The following is a 25,007-nucleotide window of genomic DNA, read 5'->3' as shown; positions in this document are numbered from 1 at the left end:
GCCCTCCGCGGGCCGTAAACATTTTGTTTACGCGGTGGGAGACTGAGGGGTATGAGCCGCACGCCGGACGAGCCGGTCCCGCGCTACGCCCTCGCCGACGCCGCCCGGGCCGCCCGCATGATCCGCCGTCTGCGGGCCGAGGCCGGCGACCCGGATCTGGACGCCCGGTTCCCTGCGGATGTCGTCGACGACGCCGACGTCGACGCGGTCGTCGAGTACACCCACACCCACCGGCGGGTCAGCGCGCTGGTCCGGGCCGCCGAGCTCGAGCATCGGGCGTTGCTGGTGCAGTACCAGCACCAGCGCGACAGCGCCGCCTACGAGCGGCGGCTCTTCGCCGTGCTGGAGACCGGGTATCAGCTCGGCGTGCGGCCGGCCAGCTACGGCGATCCGATGGGCCTGCACAGCCGGCAGGCCGTGTACCAGCGCCGGACCCGGCTCGCGCGTCAGCGCGCCGCTGCCGGGGTCAGCGATCGCGAACTCGGTGACGAGGGCCGCGCACAGGATTGGCTCGACGAGCACACGGCCGAGCTGCGGGCCCTGGCCGACGTTTTGATCGACCACCGCGACGCGCTGCTCGACCTGGTCGACGGTGAGCCCGCCCGGCAGGAACTCGCCCGCAACATCGACGCGGCCGGCACGCTGATGAGCTCGCGGCGCCCGTCCCTGGAGTTCTGCGGCGCCGTGGCCTACGCCGTCCACGCCCTGCGCCCGGGCGCTGCCCGGCCCGCGCCCGACCCGGCGGTGCAGGAGCAACTCGCCTGGGGCCTGCGGCTGCTCTGGTAGGCCCCGCGGCACACCCACCTCGCCCCCGGGACTCTTCGCGCGTCGGCGGGCTACAGCCCCGGCCGGGGCGCCGTGTGAAGGGGGTGTTGTCCCCCGTTGCTACCCGTTGCCACCCTGGTCGACAGGTCACCTGGCGAGGGGTCGGCACCGGGCCGGACGACCCCGGCGCCGCCGGCGGAGGCGTGAGTTTGCCTGCCGGGCACGGGGGTATTTCGACCTTGCAGAAGGCCCCTTCCTGCGGGTGTTGCTACCCCTGCCGGGACGGTGTTGCTACCCCTTGCGCTGGCAAGTTGCGACCCACGCAGGTGGCCCGGTTGCGACCCTCCGCGCAGCGGTTGCGCCCCGGGTTGCGACCCCCTCCGGGAACGACTTGCGACCCTCGCAACCCTGAGCTTGCGGGAACGCGCGGGCCCATCGCGGCGCCTCGTCGCATCACACCGCCGCGGCCCTCTGCCGACCCGGCACAGCGGACGGACGCGTCCACGGCCGGGCACCGCGAAGGCGCTGCGAGGCAGCACACCACCCACCGGCGACAACCCCGGCCGCACCGGCACGGCGGGTCGCAGATCCGCTGGTGAACCAGGGTTGCTACCCACTTGCGCAAGGCCTGCGTGACGGTGGCGCAACGCCGCTCTGCGACCCTTCCGGCGCTCACTCAGACGACCGACCACAAGCCCCTGCTGGCTCCCGGAACCGCCAGGACCGCCGGATCCCCCGACCACAGCGAGGCTGCGAGGCAGGTCCCGCAGTCTCGCCGCGGCATTTGCGACCCGGGGACCGGCGAGTCTGCGACCCCGAGGGCGCAGGGCTTTGCGACCCCGACCGTGGGGATTCTGCGACCCCTTGCCACCGGGGGTGCCGCAACGACGGACGGCGGTTTGCGACCCCCGCGTGAGGAGGGTGGCAAACCGCCGTCGGTGTGCGAGCGGTCGCTACGGCACGGCTATGCCGCCATGGCGGGATCCCGGTCGCCGGCCGTCTGGTCGACGGTGGTGGACTCCGGCTCGGCCGTCGGCCGCGGCGTGGATGCCGCGGTCACGGGTGCCCGTTCGACCGGTTCCTGGCCGGCCGCTCGCTGCATCTCGGCGAGCCGCTCCTCAGTCAGCTGTCCGTTCTGGCCGGCGCTGCGGATGTTGGTGATGGTGCGTTCGGACATGCGGTGCCGCTCAGCGAGAACCCGGTTCTCGGCCGGCTCGGCCTGGATCGCCTGCCAGACCGTCAGCCACTGCTGGTAGGTCCCGACAGTCCGTGGCGTGGCTACCTGACGCTGCCGCGGCGGCGTGACGGCGCCTTCCTCGGCGGCCCGCTGAGGGTCGCCGGCGGGCAGCTCGGGCGTCGCCGGGTCGGGCGCCGGCGAACCGTTTGTCACGGGCCCCGACGTCGCCGCGTCCTCCCGCGCAGGTTCGACGGTGGCAGGGGCCGGGTCCGGATCCGCGAGGGCCGGGTGGTCCGCGGCCGCGGTGACGGGCTCACCCAGGTGGCGAATCGCCTCAGGGCTGGTCAACTCCTCTGCCCGCATCGCGAGCGCGACCCGCCGTTGCACCTCGCTGAGCATGTCGTTGGTGGCGTTCAGGCCCATCCGGCTCAGGCGCTTGCGCGACCAGCGGCGCCGCCAGGCGCTGAGGTCCTCGTGGTGGATCCGATAGGCCAGCATCGCCATCTTGGTGATGCGGCGCTCGACGGCGAGGCGTTCCAGGTCAGGATCGTCGTCGGGGATGAGCCAGCCCCAGCGCTCGGCCAGCCGGCGTGGGCTGTAGGCGAACCGGCCGCGGGTGCGGCGCTGTCCCGCCGCGGTGAGCGCGGCCCACCACATCAGGAAGATCATGCAGGGCAGCGCCAACCGGAGAAGCTTCTCGGTTCCCGTCACGGCGTTGCTGGCGACCACGACGCCGGAGAGGCCGGCGATCAGGGCCGCGATGTAAAGCATCGGCCCCGGATGGCCGGGGCTGACCACGTTCCCGGCGGCGTCGTACGTGGTGGTGCGCCGATACTGCTCGGCCGCCAGCGACGTGGCGGTCAGGAAGCAAATCTCGAAGACGGCGAAGACCAGCACGGCGAAGACCTTGGGCAGCCGCAGCTCGTCGACGGCGATGACCCACATGCCTTCGGCGTTCAGCAGCAACGCGAGGTTCATGCTCAGGGCCAGCGCGAACGGGCGCAGTGGCCGCTTGGTCCGCTTGGCCCACACCACCAACCCGAGCATCGCCAGCAGACCGAGCAGTCCCCCACCGAGCAACAGCGCACCGGCATAGTCACGGACGAAGGCAGTGATGCCGTCCCAGGACATGTCGGGCATACGGCTACGCCCCCGTTTCTGTGATCAGAGTGTTCATCTGGCTCTCCTCGTGACTTCGGTGCGGCGAAGATCGTGTCACGTTCGGTAGGCGAAATTCAGGACCTACTCCACCAAGCGCATTAGGGAGTCGTATCCGTACGGCCCCGTGATGGATACCGAGTGCACGCGCACGCGGTCCGCAGATCGCGTGCTCCACCGGACGGCCGGACCGCCTGGCGACAGATCGCGTAGGCAGTGCCGCATACGGCCGCCGCCATGGCGATCGCCTTACGGATGGGCACGGTCCGCCCTGTCCCGGGTTCCACCGAGGGGCGGCCGTGTCGAGGGTTTAGCGCGTTAAACGTGGGCCGGGTCGACGGCAACCACCGGTGCCAGCCACACCGTGTGCGGCGTTTAGCGCGCTAAACGCCGCACACGGTGTCGAGCGCGCTAAACGCTCTCACCCTCCGGCGCCGGCTCCTGCAACAACGCCTCCAACGCTGTGCGGTCGACACCGGGGAAACGCAGCAGAAGCGCGTCCAGGACCGTGTCTCGGTCGACCTTCACCAGCCGTGAACTCAACTTCTGGGCCGGGGTGTACGAGGGTCGTCCCGTCCGCTTGACCGGCTGTGGCTCAGGATCCACCGGCGTTTGCGGTTCTGCCTCGGCCGGTGTCTCCGGCAGTTCCTGATTGAGGAGCCTCGCCTTGATCGACAGGGCCTCTTGCAGCTGCGCAGCAGGATTCGGCATGTCGTAGACCCGTCGGGCCTGACGGAGCGAGAAGGGCGCCGCCTCGATCACGTCCTGGACCTCGGCGGGCAACTCAGTGAGTTGTTGATACTGGGACACCCAGCCCGGCGACTTCTTCATCGTCTGCGCCACCGACCGCCCGGAGCTGAGCTGCAGCATCTCTTTCACGCCGCGAGCGGTCTGCATGACGGTCAGCGGCTCCTGGTGGACGTTCTCTTCCAGGGTCAGCGACATCCAGTCCGCAGGGGTCTGCGGCGCTCGATCGCCATGCAGGACGTTGATCTTCAGTGACAGCAGACCTTCAGCGGTCGCGGCGACGAATCGCCGACCACCCCCGATGATCACGAATCCCGAGCGCCCGACCTGGTTGACGTACGGGGTGTCATGGAAGACCCGGCGGAAGTGCTCGACCGTCACGACCGGGACCGGATGGAGTTGCTGCTCCTTCAGCGACTGACGGAGCTCCCGCATCTTCGGGGAATCGGGGTCGATGTTCGTGCGGGGGTTGAGCGGGTTCGGCGAGAGTTCGCCGAGCTTCGCCATCGTTCGCGCCTCGGCGATCGCTCCAGGATCATTTCGGGGCGCTGGGGGAGTGGCGGCAGGAGGCACGTCCGGCGCCGTCCGGGCGGCCGGCGCGGCAGCCTTCACGGGCGCGGCGGGGCTGGGGCTGGCCGGTTTCGGCAAGGGACTGCCCTTGGCCGCACCCTTTGCTGCGTCCTTGGCCGCCTTCGCCGCCTGGATTTCCGCGAGGTTCGCCATAGTCAGATCCCCCGCTGCGTCGTCTCGATCGCCAGCGCCTGGAACTCCCCGAGGACCTCCAGCGCCGGCCGTGTCCGCCGCCCCACGGTGCAGATGGTCTTCTTCGAGACGAGGGTCCATTTGCGGATCGTCGTGTTCATGAGCGGATATCCGCGCTCGGTGATCCACTCCACGGCGGACAGCAACTCGCCGTGCCCGTTACGGGCTTCCCAGTTGACGATGACGATCGCGAAGTTGTCGCCGACCTGGGGCCTGATCATCGTCTCGATCGTCCGTTCGGTGGGCTTGCGCGACATCTGCTCGGCCAGCATGGGCACCAGGATGAAGTCGGCGATCTCGATGGCGGCCTCTGACCGGGACAGGTCGTCGAACGAACCCGCTGTGTCCACGAGGGTGTGCCGGTACTTCTTGGCGATCGCCGGGACGGCTCTGATCTCGGCCGGCGTTGTCGCCTGCAGGAAGTCGAAGGGAAGGCCGGTCGACTCACCGGTCGCCAGATTGCGGCCGTTCAGCACGGTGCCGCGGGTCATCTGCTCGGCCTGCGCTGCCGCGTCGGCTGCATCTTGGACGGCGTCCGCTCCGGACGCCTGCTTGTCGGTGTCGACGTACAGCACGCTCGACTGGTCGGGCACCTCGGGAGACGCCGTGTTGGTATTCGCCGACGACAGGACTGCCGCCAGGTTCAGAAGGGTGGTCGTCTTACCGACGCCGCCCTTCTGGTTCACCGCGCTGATGATCAAGACTCTGCCTTTCCTGGGGTTCACCCTGGACCCGTTCCAGGGCTACTGAGGAGTGGGGGACAGACAACGAACGGGTACGCCCAGCACGCTCATGGAGTGCGCGGCGCTCGACTTCCTGAACAGCCTCCCAATCGTGACGATTGACCCGAAACGCCGAAGACCGTAAATGGTCAGCCGCAGGTCATGGCGACATCCTATGAGGCTGACGATGACAGCGAGAATTCAATGCACTAACGATGCATCTGAGGCGTTATGGCAGCGCCAGGACCGTCAGCACGGCCGCACCCCAGAGACCAACACGCCCAGACGTTTAGCGCGCTAAACGTCAACGGATCTCGACCGGGCCCCATCACAGCCCACCCGCTCCTCGTCACGCGTGAGGGGGAGGCGTTTAACGCGTTAAACGCCTCCCCCTCACGCGTGACGAACCACCTCGCACTCAGCTTCGGCGGCGGGTGGCTCCGGGACGAAGTCGATGGTTGTGAATCGTGGTGGGGATGCCATCCGGGTCGACGCATTGATGCCCGGCCGGGGCGCTGCAGAACGGGCAGGCCTGCTGCAGTGCCTGGTCGCGTTCGGCGCGGATAGCGGCTTTCACCGCCGGCGGGAGATGCGGCCAGCAGCTGGCAGCGCGGGTGCCGTCAGCGAGACGGACACGGGTTCCGTTGCAGCGCTTCTTCTGAGCTCCGCCGTCGCAGCTCAGCTCCGTCGCGGCCGCGAGCTCCAGATTGTTGCGGCCGCGCAGGTAGGACACACTCGCCGGCACCTCGGGTGCCGCTGCCGCCAGGTCGACAACGTCGCTGGGGGAGAGCTTGCCGGCCCAGCGTTCACCGTTGTGTCGCGTCGTGGCCAGCGGCTCATCCCGTGTCACTACCTCGGCGGCGGCCTGGAGCACGAGGAACTCGCTGTGCAGACGTCCCGCCGCGTTCTTCACGATGGTGTTCAGCGCCGCGGTGTCGAACAGCGCCTCGGGATCGTCGGCGTCCGCAGCGGTCAGTTCAGCCGCTTGCTGAAGCTGCTCGAGCACGCTCACCAGTTGGCATTCGATGTCGCGAACGCGGCCCATACCAGGGATCCCGGTAGCCACCGACCCGGAGTTCTGCACCGGGACGCGACTCGGCGTCCCGGTCGGCGGCTGCGGTGCCCGAACATGGTGGTCGGCTGACGGTACGGAGAGGCGAGCGCTGCCGGCGGTGCGGCGCGCGGCTTTCCCCCGGGTCTTGTGCTTCGCCACCGCCACAGCTTATGGCCCCTTCTATCCGTTCCCTGGTCGTGCGCGCCGGGGCCACAGCCACTCAGTTCCCGTCGCCGCGGTGCCATTCGGCGGGCAGCCCGCTACCCGGCTGGCGTGCCGCGGGCCAGTCATGATCGTGCGGGTCGATCTCGGTGGCCGCGGGCCGGCTGCGCAGGGCGTCCAGCTCGGCCCGGGCCTGGGCCATCCGGTCCGGGTCCGCAGCCGTGCGGCGAGGCGTGGTCGGGGCTGCCGTTTGCGCCGCGGCCGCCGCGACGGCCCGGGCGGCCTTACGGCCGAGCTGGGCTCCGGACTGCTCGACGCCGGCCTCGGCGTCCCGCGCCTCCAGCGCGGCGCGCACCGCGGCCTGTGCGGCCGCGTCCGCAGCGCGCTGGGCTGCGGCCCGCTCGGCCTGCCATGCCGCCCGGACCGGGCTGTACCACCGCACCACTGCGTCCGGGTTGGTCAACGCCCGATGCAAAACGATCTTGATGTAGCGCAAGGGGGAGTGCGCCGCCCCGGGCGGCAGCAGCCCCGACGCCGCATCGGCAAGCCCGTGCTGCTCGATCAACGTCACCAGCTCGTCCGGATGCTCGAGCCACTCCCGGCTCAGCTGAGCGCCCAAGGTCAGCGCCAGCTGACGCAGCCGAAGACCACGTTCCCGGGCCACCTGGCGATCGTGCTGAGCCGGATGACGGCGCGAATCGTCCAGGAACCGCTGCGCCATCGGCAGCTGCCGTGCCACCGCGGCCGCCAGCGGTTTCGCCCACCACAGAGTTGCTGGAGCCCGGCGCTGCCGCTGTGAAGCGCGACCATTCCCGTAGTCCGTCCTAGGACGCGTAGAGGTGGGGCCCGAGTCCACTGCCGTCGATGCGCGCGAAGCGCGGCCTTTGGGTTTGCCACCCCGGCCGACAGGCCGCTTCCCACCGGCTAGCGGTGACGTTGGTGGAACAGGGCTAGACAGACCCCACAGCAAACCGGAAGTAGATCTCCTAGCTGAACCCCTAACGGGGGAGGTAGCAAAAATTCGAATCCTCTCTGCTCTCTCGAACGCCTCCTCCACCCGCGCCTCCGCAGCCGCCGCGGCCGCTCGGATAGCCCGATGAGCCGCCACCCTGGCGTAGGCATCCAGCGGGGGAGAGGCCGCCCGCGTGGCCCGGGCCCGCCACGCCAACGCCTCATCGGCGGCCTGCTTGGCCTGCGCCTGCCACGACCCTGCCGCCTGCGCCTGCAGCTGCCGGCCCGGGTCCGTGGGCGCTGCCACAGCCGCCTGCAGCAGCAAGTCCTCCGCACGGCGCTCGGCAACCACCGCACGAGCCTCCAGCAGCCGGGCCTCCACCGCCTCGGCCTGCCGGTGGGCATCAGCCACCACCCGCTCCTCGGCCGCCACCAGGTCCTCGGCGATCTGCAGCAGCTGCGCCAGCAACCGAGCCGACTCACCCAGATACGCCGTGGGATCCATCTCACTGCGATGCACCGGCGCGAAGTCGTACACACTGCGACTGCGCCGGCGACCGGTCGCCTCCCGCACCGCGAGCGTGCAGGAGCGGCCCACCATCACCCGCCGAGTGCTGCCGAGCTCCACGCTGCGCGCCCAGCCGGTCGTCACGGTCCGCGACGCCACCCGCGCGAACCGCGCCGTCCGGTGCAGCCCGGCCATGGTGCGCCGGCCCGAGCCGGTCCGCGCGTCCACCGCCATCACCGCCACCACCAACGGGTACGCCGACGGCCGGCCCCGGGCCGACACCTGCCGGGCGGTCCGGTCGGCAGCGTCACGGGCCAGGAAGTCCGCCAGCAGCCACCAGGCACGAGCCTGTCGCCGCTCGCCCCGGGTCAGACGCAACCGGCCACCTGACCCCGTACGCGACAACCGGGGCAGCGCGTCGACGACCTCGGCCACCCGATCGCGCCAACCCACGGTGTCGTCCAGGCGCCGCTGCGTGCGCCGCACCCAGGCCAGCGCCTTCCGATGCTCGAGCGTGAGCTCGTCGACGGCCTCACGCTCGCGGGCCGCCTCGGCCTGGTCCTGCTCGTGCACCGCGCGGACGCCCGCGATCCACACCGGATCCTCGCAGCGCCAGCACCCGGACCGCCGCCGCGCCGGCGCCGGCCGGGCCGGCCGCGAGCGCTGTCCGCGCCTCCACCTCCGCCGGGCCTCCACCGCCGCCGGCGGCAGATCCACCTGCGGATCGCTGTCCTGCCCGCACGCCTCGCAGCGCAGCCGCTCCACCAGCTCAGCCAGCTGCCCGGCCTCATCCGCGCTCAGCCGCCGGTCTCCGCGGCGGGCCCGTTCCTGGCGCGATCGCCAGCACGTCAAACACAGCGGGGTCGCGTCACCCGCGGTGCGCTCGCTCAGCCCGCGCCGCGGCCGGGGCACACCGGCAGCGACACAGTCCGAGCACCACTGCTGCTCGCCCGTCGCATACGGCGCCCGCAGCGCCGGCGGGACCTCAGCCACATCAACCAGCGGTAACTGCCCCGCCATCGCCGGCCGCCGCGGCAGCAACGGCAGATGCGTCTGGCACAGCTGCAGCACCAGGTCGACCGCGGGCACGAACCGGCCACCGCTGTGACACGCCGCGCACCAACCGAACAGGTACGCGGGCACGCCCGAGTCCATCAGCACGGTCATGACGCGACACCCACGTCATCACCAAGCGCATCGCGACCCACGACGCGTACAAAATCCCAGCTCAGCCGGGTGATAGCTGCAACGAGACGGACAGCCGACTCCGCGACAGCGACACGAACGGGCACGGGCTCGAAGGCACCCGAACCGAGGGCGCGCGGCATCACACCGACACGCCGAAGGCTGATTCGGGCACAAAAGAAGCCCCCACCCGGGGGCTCTGCTATCTTTGCCTCCAGGTAGTTGCAGGAGCCCTGGACCCCACACCACTTGCGGCCAAACAAGACTTGGGGGTTCGGGGCTCCCTATTTTTTTGTGAGCGCTCTTGTGGCTTAGGCCTCCAAGGTCAGACTGGGTCCTCGCGGATCGTACGGGTCAGCAGAGACAAAATCGGGCATCGACACGCTAGGACGCGGTTCAGGACGTTGTGACGCTTCCGTAACGACGAAGAACCGGTAGATAGCTTGGCTTCCTTCTGACCCCCATCCGACGTCCCACATGGCAAGTTGTCGGCGGTAGTCCCCTCCAGATCCTTCTGAACGGGTTGTAGCCTGCCCAGCGTGTCGAATCCCACCGAGAGTCTCTTCCCCTATGTGGTGGTTCCCGCGCTGAGCCCAGGCGCGCAAGGTCGGCTCGTGCCTGCCTATGCACAGCGGGCCGCCGCGACGTGGATCGATGCTTTCCTGTTGTCCGGCTCTACCACGCGCGGGGATCTGCTCTCGGTTGGACAGCGCGCGAGCCTGATTGATCAGTGGCTGGAGCACCTGCCGGCGCACCGCTTGATCGCGTGCTGCTGGACGGATCACGACGTTCAAGAAGCGGCCAGGCGCCAGGTCCCTGCCATGGTCGTGATGCGGGACCTGCCGAGCCAGCAGGCGGCTCTCGATCTCTTCGCAACGCTGCCTACCGGCACGTACGTCTACAGCCATCCGATGTACTCGCCCGCCACCCTGGATGCGGCCCTCGCCGCGGCGGCTGCGGCGGCTGGTGTTCTCCCCGCCGGCGGGAAGATCGCCAAAATCGGGTTGGCCGAAATCGCTCAGCTCCGCGCCGCGACCGGCCCGGGGTTCCGGCTGTGGGATGGGTCGTCGCGCGACATCGCCGCACGGCTGCAGGCCGGAGCGGAGGGCGTCATCGCTACCCCTCTGTGTCACCTTCCGACCCCCTTCCCATCTCAAGATTTGCCAGTCCTGCAGGCTGCGCTCGACTACGTCCAGGCGGAACTCGACGCGCTACCCACCCGCCCGCAGCGCACCAGTCTGTTGCTGACCTACGCGTTCGGCGATGAGCCGAGCAGCCTCAACGGGGTTGACAGTCCCGGTGTCGATGCTGATGTCAACGCTTCCCAGGCGGGGGGTGCTTAGCACCGCTGCGACGCGCTGATCGTCGTCTCCGGTATCCCGCTGCCGGATGCGTTCTCGAAGCACCTCCAGATCGCAGTGCAGCTCGACGATCAGCCACGACGCCTCAGGTGTCCGCTCCACCACTGCCTCAACGGCTTCCGGCTGACCAAGGTGCACCACCGGGACCTGGCCTTCCTGCCAGATCTGCTGGAGTCCAGGCAGGTCAACCAGGTAGATGGCACCGTACCGACGGTTAGCCCAGAGCACCGCAGTCGCCGGCATAGATGTCGCTTGTTCCATGCTGATCATGCGATAGCCAGCCGTTCGGCCAGGTCCAGCCTTGAGCCGCTCGAAGTGCGCGTAGCCGGAGTGGCTGCCAGTCAGCGCCCTGGTCACGGTGTCTTTTCCCGTGGCTGGGGCGCCGTAGAGAATCACGCCTCTCATCGGACTCCAATCGCTGCCAGAAGTTCAGCGGCTTGCTCCTGCAGCGGGCGAGCGCCGGCCGAGTTGTCGATGATGCGGTGCGACAGAGCTGGGCGGTACTCAAGGTCGACGCCCTCAAGGTAGTTTTCCCAGGCTGTGAGCTTGGCCGCGTCGCGCGCAGCTCCCCGATGCCGGAGGTAACGCCGCATCGAGTCGGCATCACACCGCACCCAGATCGTGTGAAGGTCTGCACCCAGTCCGTCAATCGTGGCTGCCGTACGGTCACACCACGCCTGATCCCGCAGCTCCCGGACAAACGGAGCCGTGACCACCACAGACACGCCACAGCTGGCGTTCTCCGTAGCCGTAGTCATCAGGGCCTCGTACTCAGCTGGGCGAATGGTCGACAGGTACGTATCAGACTCACGATCATTCGGTGAGGTGCCGAGTTGCTCCAGCGCGGCCTCGACCACCGGTCTGGTCGTCGAATCCTTGTCGAGGATGGCAAAACCGGTCCGACGCGCCAGGATGCGCCCGAGCTCGGTCTTCCCGGAGCCGGCATAGCCGCCGATAAGGATGACCTTTGCACGGTCGCGCACCGCTTCAGACGCTGGTGGGCAGTGCACGATCCGGCTGGACCTCGCCCGGTTCACGACAAGGCCCTCTTCAGCCAGGATGCCCATTGCTCGGTTGATCGTGGCGACGGACGTGCTCCACTCCGCAGCAAGCTCACGCGTGGAGGGCATCTGGCGGCCATGCACCAGCTTGCCGGCGTGAATGTCGTTGCGGATCGCCTGGGCGATCACCAGAGCGCTGGTGCCTCGCTTGAGAGGGGGCTCCGTCATGCAGTTCCTTCTCCGATCAGAGTTCTTGGAACAGACGCTAACAGAGCGCGAACAGATCAACGATCAATGCCCACGATCGGGGATCGTTTTCGGGCTTTTTCGGCGGTTCAGGGGGCCTTGCCGACTGCCAGTAGGTGGGAGCTGGCCGCAAGTAGCTCGGGGTACGGCTCGGCCATCCGGGCTGCAGTCAGGACGGACTGGAAGAGTTCCTCTCTCGGTTCTGATCCGGACTGCTCTACTGCCTTGAGCAGCGACCAGGCCGGCCCTTCGACCCCGAAAACCCTTACGTCTATGAAGCCGGCGTCGCGTAGCTCGTTGGCCAACTCCTCCGCGCGGTGGAAGTAGGCGAGGGTGAATCCACGCTTTCCGTCGTGAACAGCTGTGCGGAGGATCGATGCGATGGAGAGTTGTAGGCGCTCGGTCTGTAAATGCGCCAGGGCAACGTGCTCGAACAGTGAGGCGTATCGGTTGATCGCTGCGGCGGCCACGAGCCCTCCGCGCCTCACCACGCGGCGGGCCTCGCGAAGTGCCTGTTGCCGGTCCGCCGGGTCGGGAAGGTGGTAGAGGGGGCCCAGCAGTTGCACTACGTCGTAGCTGGCGTCTGCTTTCTCCAGCGCGCGAGCATCACCCAGCGCCGCGGAGCAAACCGTGGCGGCTAACTCGACGTGCCGCACGATTGGATCGATCAGGTCCACGTGGTAGCCGTCCTTGACGAGCCATTGCGCATGAACTCCCGCCCCGCCCCCGACGTCAAGCACATGGGCGGGCGGCGCCGGCAGGAAACGGCGCAGAATCTCCTGTGTTCGCAGCAGCTCAAGTCGACCATCTGCCGACATACTGAGCCGCACGCTCTCATCGATGACCTGGGTGTAGAAGCGGTCGACCTCCGGTGCAAGCTCTGGCCTTGACATAGCCACAGGCTAACCTGTGTACCGGTGGACCAGTCCAACGTCTCTTTCGACCAGACGCGGAACCGAGAAGGAGATTTAGTGGCGCTGCTGAAGTATGAGGAGATCGCAGAGTCCTTGCGGTCTCGGATCGCGGCCGGAGAGTTCGCACCCGGCGACACGCTTCCCTCCGGGCGGGATCTGGCCGAGCAGTGGGCTGTCGCGCGAGCCACCGTCGTCAAAGCGATGGATGTCCTACGAGCCGACGGAGTAGTTGAGGCCCGGCAAGGGACGGGATTCATCGTCGCCGAAGCAGCAATCGGCCGGCCTACCGGCGGCCGCCGAGCCGGCACAACTCGCGTCACGGGCGGCATGCCCTTCCGGCGAGTGGGCGAGCCTGACTGGTTGGTGCCACCTGATCACATCGGTTCGGTCCTCAAGCTTGCCGCCGGTGCAGAGGCGTTGCGGCGTGTACGCGTGATGCTGTTGCCTGATGGCAGCCCGCACAGCTATGTGCAAGCCTGGTTTCCCCCCGACGTAGCCGGCCCTTCGCCCCGGCTCGCTCAAACCGCCCCAATCGCGGAAGGCACCACGCGATACGTGCGTCGCCAGACAGGTCGTTATCCGGTGGAAGGTGTGGATGTCACCAGCGTCCGACTCGCGACGGAGGAAGAGGCGATGCACCTCGCGCTGCATGGGCCAACGGCTGTAGCTGTTGTCCGGCACACGGCTTATGACCAGGAGGGTCGCCCGCTGGTCTGCGAGGAAGGCGTCACACCCGAGGGGTTGTACGAACAGGTGGACACCTACGAGATGTAGACCCACCACCGCAGATTACGCCGGACCGGTCCACCGGTCCGGCGTTTTGTTCGCCTCGGTCAGCTTTCACCTGGAGAAATGGCCCACGGTGGGGCTCATGCAGGCGCATCCTGGCTTGACTGGACCGGTCCACCGGTCCAGTCTTGCTACAGGTGCGGACAGCGAGTGAATCCGTTGACGCTCTCTGCTACCAACTGTTACGTTCTGTTTCGTTCAGTATCGGTGTCACTCGGGCCAGTTCCGAGAGGCTGTCGCCTCCCCGAAAACGGCCAGAGGGCCGAGCCATTGGCCGGCTCGACCCTCTGCAACACCCGACACCAGTCCCCACCTGGAAGGAAACGACAAGTGCCTCTCACCAGAGTAAGGGAACCCGGATCGTCGGTCGTTCCTGCTCCCCGCCCGGTTCCCTCCCCTACTCAGTACGAAAATCGGCCCTCTGAGGTACATGCGTTGGTCCACCGGTTTCGGACCGGTGACCAGGACGCATTCGCCGTTCTCTACCGCCGCTACCAGCCGCGGGTCTTGGCCTTCATCCGGCGCCGCGTTCGTGACGCGCATCTGGCGGAGGATCTGACCTCGGACACGTTCGTCAAAGCGGTAACCGCGCTGCCCCGGTTGCAGGTTTGCGGTGATGACCTCGGTGGCTGGTTCACCACGATCGCGCGGCATGTGGTCGCGGATCATTTCCGAGCGGCTGACGCGCGGCCGGTGGTGAGTCTGCTGCCGGATCGGGACTTCGGGGTGGTCGAAGAGACCAGCGCGGAGGACGCGGCGGTGCAGCGGGATCAGTGGCGTCGTCTTCTCGCCGCGATCCAGGGGCTGACGCCGCGGCAGCGTTCGGTGGTGGTGCACCGGCTGCTGCTGGAACACACCAGTGAGCAGACTGCGGAGTCGCTCGGCTGCGGGGAGCAGAACGTCCGTCACATCCTGGGTCGGGCCCGGCAGCAGCTGACCGGTCTTCTCCGTCCGGAGGCGGTGACGGCCGCATGAGGACTTCCACTGTGGTCTCGGCGGTGCTGGCGGCGGATAACCGTCGGCTGCGGCGGCGGGTACGGGCGGCCCGGGCGGAGCTGGTGCAGGTCCGCGCGCGGCTGGCGAAGGTGCAGGCGGCCTCGTTGCGCGATCCGCTGACCGGGGCGGCGAACCGGGCCGGCCTGATGGCTGAGCTGCGGCGCCGCTCGGCCGGTGAGGGCGAGTTCGCGGTCGCGCTGATCGACCTGGACAAGTTCAAGCAGATCAACGATGTTCTCGGGCACGCCGCCGGGGACGAGGCGCTGATCGGCGTGGTGTCCCGGCTGCGGGCGGTCGTCGACGAGCTGGGCGGCCTGGTGGGCCGGCTCGGCGGTGACGAGCTGGTCGTGGTCGTGCCCTCGGCGTCGGAGGAGAACTCCATCGAGCTGGGCACGGACCTGGAGCTGGCGGTCGCCGAGCCGATCGACGCGGACCTGTGGGTCTCGGCCTCCATCGGGCTGGTCCACGCAACACCCGGCGACGACCCCCGGCAGCTGCTGGCCACCGCCGATCACCTGATGTACGAGGCGAAGGCCGCTGGTGGCGGTCGGCTGGCCGAGTACGACCTGGGCGACGAGTTGCTCGAGGTGACGGAGCGGCCCGTGTTCCGGTCGCGGGAGCTGCTGCGCACCCAGATCGCCGTCGCCGAGGCATCGGGGAGGGCCGAGCGATGAGCTTCGCGACCCCTTCCGCTGCTGCGGTGCCGCTGGTGGCGGGCTGGTTCCGGGTGCAGGTGCAGCTGGACTGGACCGCACCCGGCCACTACGACGCGGGCGCCGAGCTACCCTGCCGGATTTGCACGGTCGCCACTCCGCAGCGCGACGAGCTCGGGGGGCCGGCGCACCAGGCGTGTGTGCAGGCCGAACTGGAGGCGCGCGGGCTGGAGTTCCTGCGGTCGCTGGTGGCTTCGGCGGCGGTGCCGTCGCGGCGGCCGCGGCCGTCGGTTCGTACGCGGCGCTCGGTGCGGCCGCGCCGGCGTGAGGCGGTGGCGCGATGACGGCCCTTCCTGTTCCCTCGCCCGGATCGGCGGCTTGGCGGGCCCGCTACCCGGTCCCGCCGGACCTTGACCTGGAGTGCGGCCCGTGGTGCCGGCTCTGTGACGCGGTGCTGGTCATCGAGCGACACGGCTGGCTGTGCGCGCAGTGTCTGGCCTGGTGGGACCGCAACGGCCGGCGCGGGGTGTGGGTCGCCGACGGTCCGGCGCTCGAGGGCGTCACCGTCAGCACGGTCGTCGACCTTGGTGAGCAGCCGGGCCCGGCGGCCGCGCGGTGGCGCCGGTTCGACCTGGCCCTGGCGCTCACGATCCCGGCCGGGATCGTGCTGGGCCTGGGTGCTGCCGCGGGCCGCGAGTTGGTGCAGCAGGCGGAGCAGCCGCTGTTGTGGGCCGCGGTGTTCATGCTGGCCGGTCTGCTGCTGATCGGGGCGGGCCTGGTTCTGGCGGCGCGCTGGTGGGCCGGGCACGCCGGTGGAGGTGCCCGATGAGTGGCCTCGACCTCGGTGGTCCGGACGGCACGGGCGCGGTGCTGGCGGTCTTCCAGCGGGTGCGTCTGGACTGGTCGGACGCCTCGCACTGGTCCGACGACGTGGCGTCCTGCCGGCGCTGCGACACCCCGACCAGAGGGCGCGACTCCGTCGGCGCGATTCATCTGTCGTGCGCGAAGGCGGAGCGGGCCGAGGAGATCCTCGGGCGCCGCACCGACCGGCTCGGCCACGACCTGATCGACGAGCGGTTCGGGCTGGCTGCCGGACGGCCGCTCGCCGACGACCTGACCGGGCACCCTGTGCCCCTGGCGCCGGAGGTACGACGGTGAGCATCGATCACGAAACCGGCGTGGTGGCGTGGCTGCCGGCCGTGGGCCCGGCCGTGCCGCGGTTCGTGCAGCGTGGCGGTCTGCTGCTGCCGGCGGACCTGGACGTCGAGCCCACGGCGGCCGCGGCCGCCGAGCCGGGCGAGACCGAGCCGGAGCCGGTCGTGGCCCCGGAGCAGGTGGAGCAGACCGGGCCGGGCACCGATCTGCAGCCGCGCGATCAGGGAAGTGACCTGGAGCCGGCCGAGGTGGAGCCGGAGCTGGTCGACGCCGACGACGAGCCGGTGGGCGACGAGCCGGTGGGCGACGAGCCGGTGGGCGACGAGCCGGTGGGCGACGAGCCGGGATCGCGGTGGGCGTGGCTGCAGCCGCGGCGTACCAAGGCCGACGAGTCGGCCGGCGAGCTGGCCCGGCGGCTGGCCGCGGACCGCGCGGTCATCGAGGTCGGCCGCGAGGACGAGTTGAGCCGGCGGCTGTCCGACGCCGAGCACCAGATGGCGCTCGACGGGGTGGCCGAGCAGGTCACCGCGGTCCGGCGTGAGCGGGCCGAGCGGGCCAGGGACGCGGTCGAGGCGGAGAAGCTCGCGGCGCTGTACCGGCACACGGCCAGCGCCGGTGAGCGGGCCCGGATCGCCGCGGAGATCAGCCGGACCGGAGAGATGCGGGCGCTGCGGATCGCCAAGCTGCAGAAGGCAGTCCTGGCAGCCGGGCTGCCCGCGCTGGTCGGGTTCGGGCTCTGGTCGACCGCCGGTGTGCACGGCGGCCTGGTCAAGCTGATGAACCTGACCGAGTGGTCGGCGGGCTGGATCGCCGCCTGGCCGGTGGAGCCGCTGCTGATCACCGTCGTGGCCGGGCTGATCGTCTTCAAGGCACTGCTGAAGATGTCCGGCGGCGACGTCGACTGGCGGGTCGTGGCCGCCGAGGTCGGCGTGTTGGGACTGTCGCTCGGGCTGAACCTGTTCGGCGGCTGGCCGGAGCACGACGTCGCGGTGGCCACCGCGATCGGCACCGCGATGGCCCACTCGGTCGGCGCGATCATGGCCGCGGTGACCGCCTGGCTGATCGGCGTGCTGATCGATCTTCTCGCCAAGGCCGACCCGTGGACCGGGGCGCCGCGGATCGCCGATCTCGGCCTTCTGCCTTCCGGAAATCCTTCCGGCAGCCCTTCCGCAACGGCTTCCGCCAGGGCTTCCGGACGGGCTGCCGAAACCGCGATCAGGCGGGGAAAACGTGCTCCGCTGCCGGTCGACCGGACGGCGCTTCCGGAAGAGATGCAGAAGCTTCTCGACGCCGTCCGCGACGCGATCACGCAAGGCCGGCTGGGCCCCGATCCGACGGCCTACTCGATCTACCGGCACGTGATGAACAACCGGGGTGACCGGGCCCGGTCCAAGGTTCTCGCCGAACTCGTCGACGGGTGGCGGCCGCCGCTGCGGGCCGTCGGCGAGGTCGACAGCGCCGCCGGATGAGCCAGCCGGCCCGGACGGCTTGGCCGCGACGTCCGGGCCGGCTCTCCCGATCGCTGCCACCCCCCATCACGGGTCCAGTCCAAGACCCTCATCCGACGGGCATCACCCACACAGAAAGGCAGGCCGGGCGGTGAGCGCACTCCCTGCAGAAAACTACCCTCAGTCACACGAGCCGCGGATTCCAGTCCGGCCGGAGGCGGAGGTCGTTGACCTCGCCGATCGCAGGTCAGCGGCGCGAGAGACCCCTCCCCCACCGGAAAAGAACCGGCACGAATCGGCACAGAAGGTCACCTCCGATTCCGGCCCGGATTCCGGCCCCGGAATCACTCTCGGTGACATTCCCGGGGACTGGGACAGCATCCGCGCGGTCTGGACGGGCACCCCGGAGCCGCTGAGCGCGATGACCGACCGGGTCAAAGCGGCCCGCGGCGCCGAGGACCCCCAGCAGGTCGCGCTCGCCTGCTGGGCGCTGCTGGTGATCGTCCCCCGCGCGGTGCTGCACGGCGTCTCGTGGGCGCTGGAGCACCCGCTGCGCACCATCGCGATCGGCCTGCTGCTGGCCGGGCTGATCGGCGCGCTCACCCTCTGACACCCCTTGCGGAAAGGAGCCACGTTCCCATGACCGAAGCAATGACCCTGCTGGGCGGCGCCGCCTTCATCGCCCTGTCGATCTTCTTCAAGTTCACGCCCCGCCTTCGGGTGCTCGTCGGCCTGGTGGTGGGCGCGCTGCTCGCCGGCGTCGTCACCCACTGGATCACCCACTGGTTCTCCCAGGGCGTCACCGCCGTCTCCGGGCCGCTCGCCCAGGCGGTCGGGCAGCCCACCAACGCGGTGCGCGTCGCCTTGCCGAGCGTGGTCGGTTTCATCCTCGCCGTGATCGTGATCGTCTTCCTCAAGGGCAAGGGCGGCAAGGGCGGCGGCAAGGGCGGGGGCGGCGGTAAGGGCGGCGGTCTCGCGCACGCCGCGCTGGCCTGCGCGCTGCTGCTGCCGATCGTGGTCACCTCGCTCGGCAGCGTGATCAGGAGCGTGTCCTGATGGATCCCGTCTCCTTCTTCACGATCCTGGTCTGGCTGGCCTTCGCGAAAGGTGCCGTGATCCTCGCCGAGGACGCCGCGTACGCGGTCCGCGGCAAGCAGAGCCCCCGCCAGCGTGAGCGGGCCGCCCACCAGGCGGCCGAACGGGCCGCCGTAGCGGCCGGGCAGCCCACTCCGCCCCCGCCCGGCGGGGCGTGGGGCCGGGCCAAGGCCGCCGTCGGCGGCTACCTGGCCGGGGTGGCCGAGGACGCCACCGCCAAGGCCCGGGCCCGCAAGCGCCGCGCGCAGGCCCGCCGCGACGGCAACCGCGCCATCGACGGCATCTTCCTGGACTTCGAGGACGAGGCCGGCTTCTACAGCGACTGCGACGTCTGCGGCTGGTCCAGCCGCCGGTTCCGGGTCGAGGCCAACGCCCTGGCCGCCGGCCGCGAACACACCCGCGCCGAGCACCCCGAGCACTTCCAGCACCGGCCGGAGATCGATGACCGGCCCGATCCGGGCACGGCGGGCAGTCCCGGCACGACCGGCAGCGACGGGGAGGCCGGCCCGCAGCCGGCCGAGAGCCGGCCGCGGTTGCGGGTGATCCCCGGCGGAGCCCGGGACGATCACGCCCCGCAGGGCGCCCGACCTGATCAGGACCAGCAGGTGGCCGGCGGCTCCGGGTGGGACTGCTCGGCCTGCGGGGCCGGCGCCGACGGCTACGCCAGCGACGAACTGGCCTGGGCCGCGTTCGAGCAGCACGCCTGCCGCCCCGCCGACACGGTGCCCGCACCGGCGGCCACCCTGCAGGACAAGCAGCGTGCCCGGGTGCTGTTCGGTCGGTGCACGCACCCGTCGCTGACTTGTGACCGGTTGCCTTTCTCCGGCTTCTCCGAGATGTGTCTGCAGCACGATGTCGAGGTCACCGGCCGGTGTGTCTTCATCAAGGACTCCGTCAGCATCGACGCGGTGCGCTGTACCGCCCGGGTGTTGCCGGGGCGGATCCATTGCCCGGAGCACGACGCCGTCGTGCGGCGCCTGGCCGATCCCGGCCCCGCCCCGGCCACTGATCACGAAGCGGCCTGCCCCACCCCGCAGCCGTCCGCCACGGACGACGACCTGATGGCGCTGGCGGAGGCCACCCATGACCCCGGTGCCGGCACCCCGGCCGGCACCGGTCAGCAGAAGAACACCACCGAAGGGAGCACCACCGTGAATCTGGATGCCACTGGTCCCGAGGAGATCCGTACCGCTTTCTCCACCGCCGCGGCGACCGCGGGTGAGCGGGCCGAGGAGATCTCCGGCCTGGCCGGCGTGCTGGCCGAGGCCGCGGACCGCTTCGAGGGCCTGCAGATGGCGCCGACCACCGTCGAGCACATGCGGGAGGCCTCCGAGGCCTTCCAGGCGGCCAAGGCGCTGATCGACAACGCGCAGGAGTCGCTACAGGCGGCCCTGGCGGACTTCAACGCCAAGGACGGTCACGTGGCCGACACCGTCGCCGACACCGGCGGCAACCTCGCCAACCAGGAAGTCCTGGTCGGCGGCTGACCCACCCCGGGGGCCTCGCGCCGGCGTCGGCCGGGGCCCCTACCCCCTCTCCCCTGCTTCCCCGTCACCGCCCTTGGTTCAGGAGGACATCCCATGTCGAGCACCACCAAGCAGCCCTCGATCGGTGAGGTTCGCACTCGGCGGGCCCGCAAGCTGGGCATGTTGTCCGTCGCCGGTGTCGCCGGCATCGTCCTGGCGCTGCGCTGGGCGGTCCGCAAGACGTGGCGGCGGGCGTTCCCCCTGTACTGGGTCGGCGCCGAGCTCGGCCTGGTGTGGCTGTCCGGGCCGCTCGGGATCCCGGCCGGCACCGTCGGCCTGGCCGCGCTGATCGCCCTGATCACCGCGGTGGTGTGGCCGGCCCGCAGCCGCCTCGTACGGGCTTGGCGGGCAGCGATCGTGCTGGTGCTCGGCGCGTTCGCGGTCGCGTCGGTCGCAGCCGGCGGCCCGGCCGCCCTGACCGCGCACCCGTTCCTGACCGGGTTCCTGCCGCTGCTGGCCGCCATGGCGCTGGGCTGGCCGTGGTGGCACCACCTGCGCTCCGACCAGCCGGTGCTGCCCGAGCCCGAGCCGGAACTGCAGGCCGCGCCGCGCAACGAGATCGACCCGCTGACCGCCCACTGGATGCGCCGCTGGGACCACGAGGTCGTGGCCTCCGGAGTGTGCGCGGGCACCCAGGTGCTGCGGGCCATCGAGCCCCGCGCCGGGGTCACCGACCTGATCCTCAAGCTCATCCCCGGCCGCGGGGTCACCCCCGCCTCGCTGATGAAGAAGGGCGGCGAGGTCGAGGTCGCCCTGGAACTCGACGAGAACACCGTCGGCTTCTCCTCCACCGGCAAGGCCGCCCGCATCCGCTGCTCGCTGACCCAGCGCTCCTACATCGCCGGCGGCGTGCCGTGGACCGGGCCGACCATGCGCGACGGCCAGTGCGTGATCCTCACCTACGTCGACGGCACCCCCGGCCTGTGGACGTTCATGCCGCCCGGGTTCGGCGTCAAGGGCGGCCTGGTCGTCGGGACCACCGGCTCCGGCAAGTCCCGCGCCCTGGGTGTGCTGATCGCGAACCTGCTGCACGACGGCTGGATGGTCGCCATCGGCGACTCCCAGAACGGCCAGAGCCTGCCGGCGTGGAAGACCAAGACCGACTACCACGCCGGGCCCGCCGCGGTGATCCTGCTGATCGCCCGCTTCCACGCCGAGATCATGTACCGGTCCAAGAAGCTGGCCGACGCCGGTGTCGAGGTGTTCGACGAGAACGACCCCCGGGTTCGCAAGCTCGGCTTCAAGAAGATGATGGGGGTCATCGACGAGTGCCAGCTGGTGCTCATCCGCAACACCCCCGTCGTGCCGCTGGCCGAGCAGGCCGCCGAGACGATGCGCAAGACCGGCTGCGGCCTCATCTTCGCCACGCAGATCCCGCAGAACGGCTCCCTGGGCGGCTCGATCCGGCTGCGTGACGCCCTGGTCGGCGGCAACACCCTGGTGCTACGGCTGTCCAACCGCGGCTCCGGCTCGACGATCCTGCCCGACGACTTCGTCGGCGACCCGTTCGCCATCCCGGACATGGACGCTCAGGGTGTGCCCACCGCGGGCATGGGCTACCTGCGTTCCAGCAAGAAGGTCGGCATGATCGGCCGGACCGCGAAACTCGACGAGGCCGCCGCGGCCGCCGCCGCGCCGCACGTGCCGGTCGTCTGGAACGTCGAGGCGGTGGAGTCGATCACCCCCGTCAAGACCACCACCACGGCCGCCACCGGCGCCGGCACCGACACCACCGGCAACGGCGGCAGTAGCAGCCTCGCCAAGATCGCCGCGCTGTTCGGCGGGGGAAAGCCCGCCGCGCAGCCCGCCGCCCCGCAGTCCAGCCCCGAGTGGGTCATCTCCTGCCTGCGCGCCGGACCGGCCTCCGCGCAGGCGCTGCTGGACCGCCCCGACGTCCCCGTCGGCAAGTCCCAGCTGTACGCCCTGCTCAAGACCATGCACGAGCGCGGTCAGATCGTGCGCCCGGCCGAAGCCAACGGCGCCTACACCCTGCCCGCCCCGGTCAGCGCCGGACGCTGACCGCCGCGGTGACACCCGGCCCCTACTCGGGGCCGGTGGTCGCCGCGGCCGCCAGACCCGCAACCGCCACGGCCGCACCACTTCGCCCGCATCCCCTGCCCCGGACCTCGCGCGCCCTGAAGAACGGGAGACCACCCATGGCCCGCCGCCGCAAACAGCAGGAACCGACCCCCGAACCGGCCACGTTCGGCCCCATCGCCCGCGCAGCCTGGAACGGCATGACCACCGGCACCGGCCGGGCCGTACGCGGCATCACCCCCCTGGCCGACGGCGCCGACCGCGAACACGGCCAGCCCCACGACGCCCTCGGCACCGTGCTGCTGCTGACCGGACTGCTGCTCGGCGTGGCGATGTGGACGCACCCGGCCGGCGCCGTCGGCACCGCCCTCGGCGCGATCGCCGCCGTCGCCGACGCCCTCATCGGGATCCTCGCCTACGCCGCCCCCATCGCCCTGGTATGGCTGGCCGTGCAGGTGCTGCGGCTGCCCGCCGGGCTGGCCACCCCCACCCTGATCCGGCAGACCGGCGGCACCGCCCTGGCCGCGGCCGCCGTCGCCGGCATCGCCCAGCTGCTCACCGCGGCGGGCGGGCTGCTCGGCCGGCTCACCGGCACCGCGCCCGCGTCGCTGCTGTCCGCCTGGGTGATGCTGCCGGTCCTGATCCTGGCCCTCGCCGCCGGACTGATCACCGTCGTCGGGTTCACCGTCCCCCGCCCGCGGCGCCGCCCCCAGCAGGCCGCCGACCCACTGCTCGACGACCTCGACGACCTCGACGACGACACCGACGACCTGGACGGCGGGTTCCCCCTGCCGGCCGGGCCCGCCGCAGCGCCGGTCTCCCCCGCCGGCCCGGCCGCCACCCCGGCGACACCGGTCCCGGCCGCCCCGGCGCCCGCCGCCGCGGCGGCACCCGGCCAGGCGTCACCGCGGCAGGCCGCCACGACCGGGCAGGCCGCCGCGAACGGGCCGGTATCCGTCGGCAACTGGACGCTGCCGCCGCTGAGCCTGCTCAAGGCCGGTGACCCGCCGAAGAAGCGCAGCGCGGCCAGCGACGCGGTCAAGGTCAAACTGCAGGAAGTCCTGCACCAGTTCAAGGTCGACGCGAAGGTGGACGGCTACCGGCGCGGCCCGGCCGTGACCCGCTACGAGATCGCCGTCGGGCCCGGGGTCAAGGTCGAGAAGGTCGAGGGCCTGCAGAAGAACTTCGCCCTCGCCCTGGGCACCCCCAGCGTCCGGATGCTCTCCCCGATCCCGGGCAAGAGCGCCGTCGGTGTGGAGGTCCCCAACAGCGACCCGGACACCGTCACCCTCAGCGACGTCATCGCCGCCTACAACGCCTGGTCCAGCCGCAACAGCCACCGCCTGCTCGTCGGTTTGGGCAAGGACGTCGACGGCAACGCCGTCACCGCCGTGCTGGCCCGGATGCCGCACCTGCTCATCGCCGGCGCGACCGGCTCCGGCAAGTCCGCCTGCCTCAACACCCTGCTGGTCTCGGTGCTGACCCGGGCCACCCCCGACGAGGTCCGGCTGCTGCTGATCGACCCCAAGCGCGTCGAACTGGCCGCCTACAAGGGACTGCCGCACCTGGTCATGCCGATCGTCACCCAGCCGGCCAAGGCCCACCAGGCACTGCAGTGGCTGGTCGCCGAGATGGACAGCCGCTACGACCAGCTCGCCGCCGCCGGCGTGCGCAACATCGACGACTACAACACCAAGGCCCGCAAGGACGGCACCGCCACGATGCCGTACCTGCTCGCCGTCGTCGACGAGCTCGCCGACCTGATGATGGTCGCCAAGGCCAACGCCAAGGCCGCCAAAGCCGCCGGTGACGACGACGGCGAGCCCACGGTCGAGGACCTGATCGTGCGGATCCTGCAGCTGGCCCGGGCCGCCGGCATCCACCTCGTGCTGGCCACCCAGCGCCCCAGCGTGGACGTGGTCACCGGCCTGATCAAGGCGAACCTGCCGGTCCGGCTGGCGTTCGCGGTCTCGTCGCTGGCCGACTCCCGGGTCATCCTCGACACCCCCGGCGCGGAGAAACTGCTCGGCCGCGGCGACGGCCTGTTCGTCCCGCCCGGCACGTCGGTCCCGGTCCGGCTGCAGGGCGCCTGGGTCGACGACACCGAGATCGCCGCGATCGTCGCGTTCTGGCGCCGCCAGCAGCCCACCGGCAGCAACAGCCCGGCCCCGGCCGCCCCGGTGCAGCAGCCTGCCGCCCCGGCCGAGACCGCACCGCCTGCCGAGCAGGCTCCGGCCGGCCGGCAGCTGGCCGACGTCGACGCCGGCGCCGACCAGGAGGTGTTCCTGCAGGCCGTCGAGCTGGTCGTGTCCAGCCAGTTCGGTTCGACGTCGATGCTGCAGCGCAAGCTGCGCATCGGCTACGCGAAAGCCGGCCGCCTGATGGACCTGATGCAGGACGCCGGGATCGTCGGGCCGTCCGAGGGCTCCAAGGCCCGCGACGTGCTGATCAAGCCCGACGAGCTGGCAGGTGTGCTGGCCGGTCTCGACACCGACGGTGACCCCGAGGCCGGCGCCGCCGTCCTGCCGTTCCCGCAGCGCCAGCGCCGCTGACCCCCTGTCTCCCGGCCGCCACCGGCGGCCGGGGCATCACCCC

Annotated in this window: 21 protein-coding genes; 14 read left to right on the top strand and 7 right to left on the bottom strand. The window is 70.6% G+C overall.

Features of this window, described 5'->3' with window-relative positions:
* Positions 1 to 51 precede the first annotated feature (51 nt).
* Entirely contained in the window at positions 52 to 786 is a 735-nt protein-coding gene (locus ACQ0O7_RS30835; protein WP_430787115.1) for a hypothetical protein, read from the top strand.
* Positions 787 to 1,729: 943 nt separating this feature from the next.
* Here ACQ0O7_RS30835 and ACQ0O7_RS30830 read toward each other — a convergent pair.
* The 5 genes from ACQ0O7_RS30830 to ACQ0O7_RS30810 form a co-directional block, all read right to left on the bottom strand.
* Complete coding sequence (locus ACQ0O7_RS30830) at positions 1,730 to 3,082, bottom strand: hypothetical protein (RefSeq protein WP_430787113.1); 1,353 nt, start codon at positions 3,080 to 3,082, stop codon at positions 1,730 to 1,732.
* A 429-nt stretch (positions 3,083 to 3,511) separates the two neighbouring features.
* On the bottom strand, positions 3,512 to 4,570 hold the full coding sequence (locus ACQ0O7_RS30825) for a ParB/RepB/Spo0J family partition protein (RefSeq protein WP_430787111.1): 1,059 nt from the start codon (positions 4,568 to 4,570) through the stop codon (positions 3,512 to 3,514).
* 2 nt (positions 4,571 to 4,572) lie between these two features.
* Positions 4,573 to 5,295: a ParA family protein gene (locus ACQ0O7_RS30820; RefSeq protein ID WP_430787109.1), complete on the bottom strand. Its 723-nt coding sequence runs from the start codon at positions 5,293 to 5,295 to the stop codon at positions 4,573 to 4,575.
* Between the two features lie 454 nt (positions 5,296 to 5,749).
* Positions 5,750 to 6,343, bottom strand: coding sequence for a hypothetical protein (locus tag ACQ0O7_RS30815; RefSeq protein ID WP_430787107.1), 594 nt, complete (start codon positions 6,341 to 6,343; stop codon positions 5,750 to 5,752).
* Between the two features lie 262 nt (positions 6,344 to 6,605).
* Positions 6,606 to 9,173 carry a hypothetical protein gene (locus ACQ0O7_RS30810; RefSeq protein WP_430787105.1) on the bottom strand — a complete coding sequence of 856 codons (2,568 nt, stop codon included), beginning with the start codon at positions 9,171 to 9,173 and terminating at the stop codon, positions 6,606 to 6,608.
* Positions 9,174 to 9,730: 557 nt separating this feature from the next.
* On the opposite strand from ACQ0O7_RS30810, the gene ACQ0O7_RS30805 reads away from it, so the two are divergent.
* On the top strand, positions 9,731 to 10,534 hold the full coding sequence (locus tag ACQ0O7_RS30805) for a hypothetical protein (protein WP_430787103.1): 804 nt from the start codon (positions 9,731 to 9,733) through the stop codon (positions 10,532 to 10,534).
* A gap of 419 nt (positions 10,535 to 10,953) precedes the next feature.
* On the opposite strand, the gene ACQ0O7_RS30800 is transcribed toward ACQ0O7_RS30805, so the two are convergent.
* On the bottom strand, positions 10,954 to 11,781 hold the full coding sequence (locus tag ACQ0O7_RS30800) for a GntR family transcriptional regulator (protein ID WP_430787101.1): 828 nt from the start codon (positions 11,779 to 11,781) through the stop codon (positions 10,954 to 10,956).
* A gap of 107 nt (positions 11,782 to 11,888) precedes the next feature.
* Positions 11,889 to 12,692 carry a class I SAM-dependent methyltransferase gene (locus ACQ0O7_RS30795; RefSeq protein ID WP_430787099.1) on the bottom strand — a complete coding sequence of 268 codons (804 nt, stop codon included), beginning with the start codon at positions 12,690 to 12,692 and terminating at the stop codon, positions 11,889 to 11,891.
* Positions 12,693 to 12,770: 78 nt separating this feature from the next.
* Here ACQ0O7_RS30795 and ACQ0O7_RS30790 point away from each other — a divergent pair, with 78 nt between their 5' ends.
* The 12 genes from ACQ0O7_RS30790 to ACQ0O7_RS30735 all read left to right on the top strand — a co-directional run bounded on the left by ACQ0O7_RS30790 (position 12,771) and on the right by ACQ0O7_RS30735 (position 24,964).
* Positions 12,771 to 13,487 carry a GntR family transcriptional regulator gene (locus tag ACQ0O7_RS30790; RefSeq protein ID WP_430787097.1) on the top strand — a complete coding sequence of 239 codons (717 nt, stop codon included), beginning with the start codon at positions 12,771 to 12,773 and terminating at the stop codon, positions 13,485 to 13,487.
* Positions 13,488 to 13,937: 450 nt separating this feature from the next.
* Positions 13,938 to 14,477: an RNA polymerase sigma factor gene (locus ACQ0O7_RS30785; protein ID WP_430787095.1), complete on the top strand. Its 540-nt coding sequence runs from the start codon at positions 13,938 to 13,940 to the stop codon at positions 14,475 to 14,477.
* Complete coding sequence (locus tag ACQ0O7_RS30780) at positions 14,474 to 15,172, top strand: GGDEF domain-containing protein (RefSeq protein ID WP_430787093.1); 699 nt, start codon at positions 14,474 to 14,476, stop codon at positions 15,170 to 15,172. Before ACQ0O7_RS30785 ends, ACQ0O7_RS30780 begins: the two co-directional genes overlap by 4 nt.
* Positions 15,169 to 15,495: a hypothetical protein gene (locus tag ACQ0O7_RS30775; RefSeq protein WP_430787091.1), complete on the top strand. Its 327-nt coding sequence runs from the start codon at positions 15,169 to 15,171 to the stop codon at positions 15,493 to 15,495. The genes ACQ0O7_RS30780 and ACQ0O7_RS30775 overlap by 4 nt, the downstream gene beginning before the upstream one ends.
* Entirely contained in the window at positions 15,492 to 15,980 is a 489-nt protein-coding gene (locus tag ACQ0O7_RS30770) for a hypothetical protein (protein WP_430787089.1), read from the top strand. The genes ACQ0O7_RS30775 and ACQ0O7_RS30770 overlap by 4 nt, the downstream gene beginning before the upstream one ends.
* On the top strand, positions 15,977 to 16,309 hold the full coding sequence (locus ACQ0O7_RS30765; RefSeq protein ID WP_430787087.1) for a hypothetical protein: 333 nt from the start codon (positions 15,977 to 15,979) through the stop codon (positions 16,307 to 16,309). Before ACQ0O7_RS30770 ends, ACQ0O7_RS30765 begins: the two co-directional genes overlap by 4 nt.
* A complete protein-coding gene (locus ACQ0O7_RS30760) occupies positions 16,306 to 17,775 on the top strand; it encodes a hypothetical protein (protein WP_430787085.1) in 1,470 nt (489 codons plus the stop codon). The genes ACQ0O7_RS30765 and ACQ0O7_RS30760 overlap by 4 nt, the downstream gene beginning before the upstream one ends.
* A gap of 400 nt (positions 17,776 to 18,175) precedes the next feature.
* A complete protein-coding gene (locus tag ACQ0O7_RS30755) occupies positions 18,176 to 18,364 on the top strand; it encodes a hypothetical protein (protein ID WP_430787083.1) in 189 nt (62 codons plus the stop codon).
* A 29-nt stretch (positions 18,365 to 18,393) separates the two neighbouring features.
* Positions 18,394 to 18,810, top strand: coding sequence for a hypothetical protein (locus ACQ0O7_RS30750; protein ID WP_430787081.1), 417 nt, complete (start codon positions 18,394 to 18,396; stop codon positions 18,808 to 18,810).
* Positions 18,810 to 20,336 carry a hypothetical protein gene (locus ACQ0O7_RS30745; RefSeq protein ID WP_430787079.1) on the top strand — a complete coding sequence of 509 codons (1,527 nt, stop codon included), beginning with the start codon at positions 18,810 to 18,812 and terminating at the stop codon, positions 20,334 to 20,336. The genes ACQ0O7_RS30750 and ACQ0O7_RS30745 overlap by 1 nt, the downstream gene beginning before the upstream one ends.
* Before the next feature lie 93 nt (positions 20,337 to 20,429).
* Complete coding sequence (locus tag ACQ0O7_RS30740) at positions 20,430 to 22,394, top strand: ATP-binding protein (protein ID WP_430787077.1); 1,965 nt, start codon at positions 20,430 to 20,432, stop codon at positions 22,392 to 22,394.
* Positions 22,395 to 22,531: 137 nt separating this feature from the next.
* Positions 22,532 to 24,964: a DNA translocase FtsK gene (locus ACQ0O7_RS30735; RefSeq protein WP_430787075.1), complete on the top strand. Its 2,433-nt coding sequence runs from the start codon at positions 22,532 to 22,534 to the stop codon at positions 24,962 to 24,964.
* The last annotated feature ends 43 nt before the right edge of the window (positions 24,965 to 25,007 follow it).

The organism is Actinoplanes sp. G11-F43, from assembly GCF_050589265.1.
GTDB lineage: Bacteria > Actinomycetota > Actinomycetes > Mycobacteriales > Micromonosporaceae > Actinoplanes.
The sequence above is the reverse complement of the archived record's forward strand: the minus strand, read 5'-3'. Positions and strand labels throughout refer to the sequence as shown.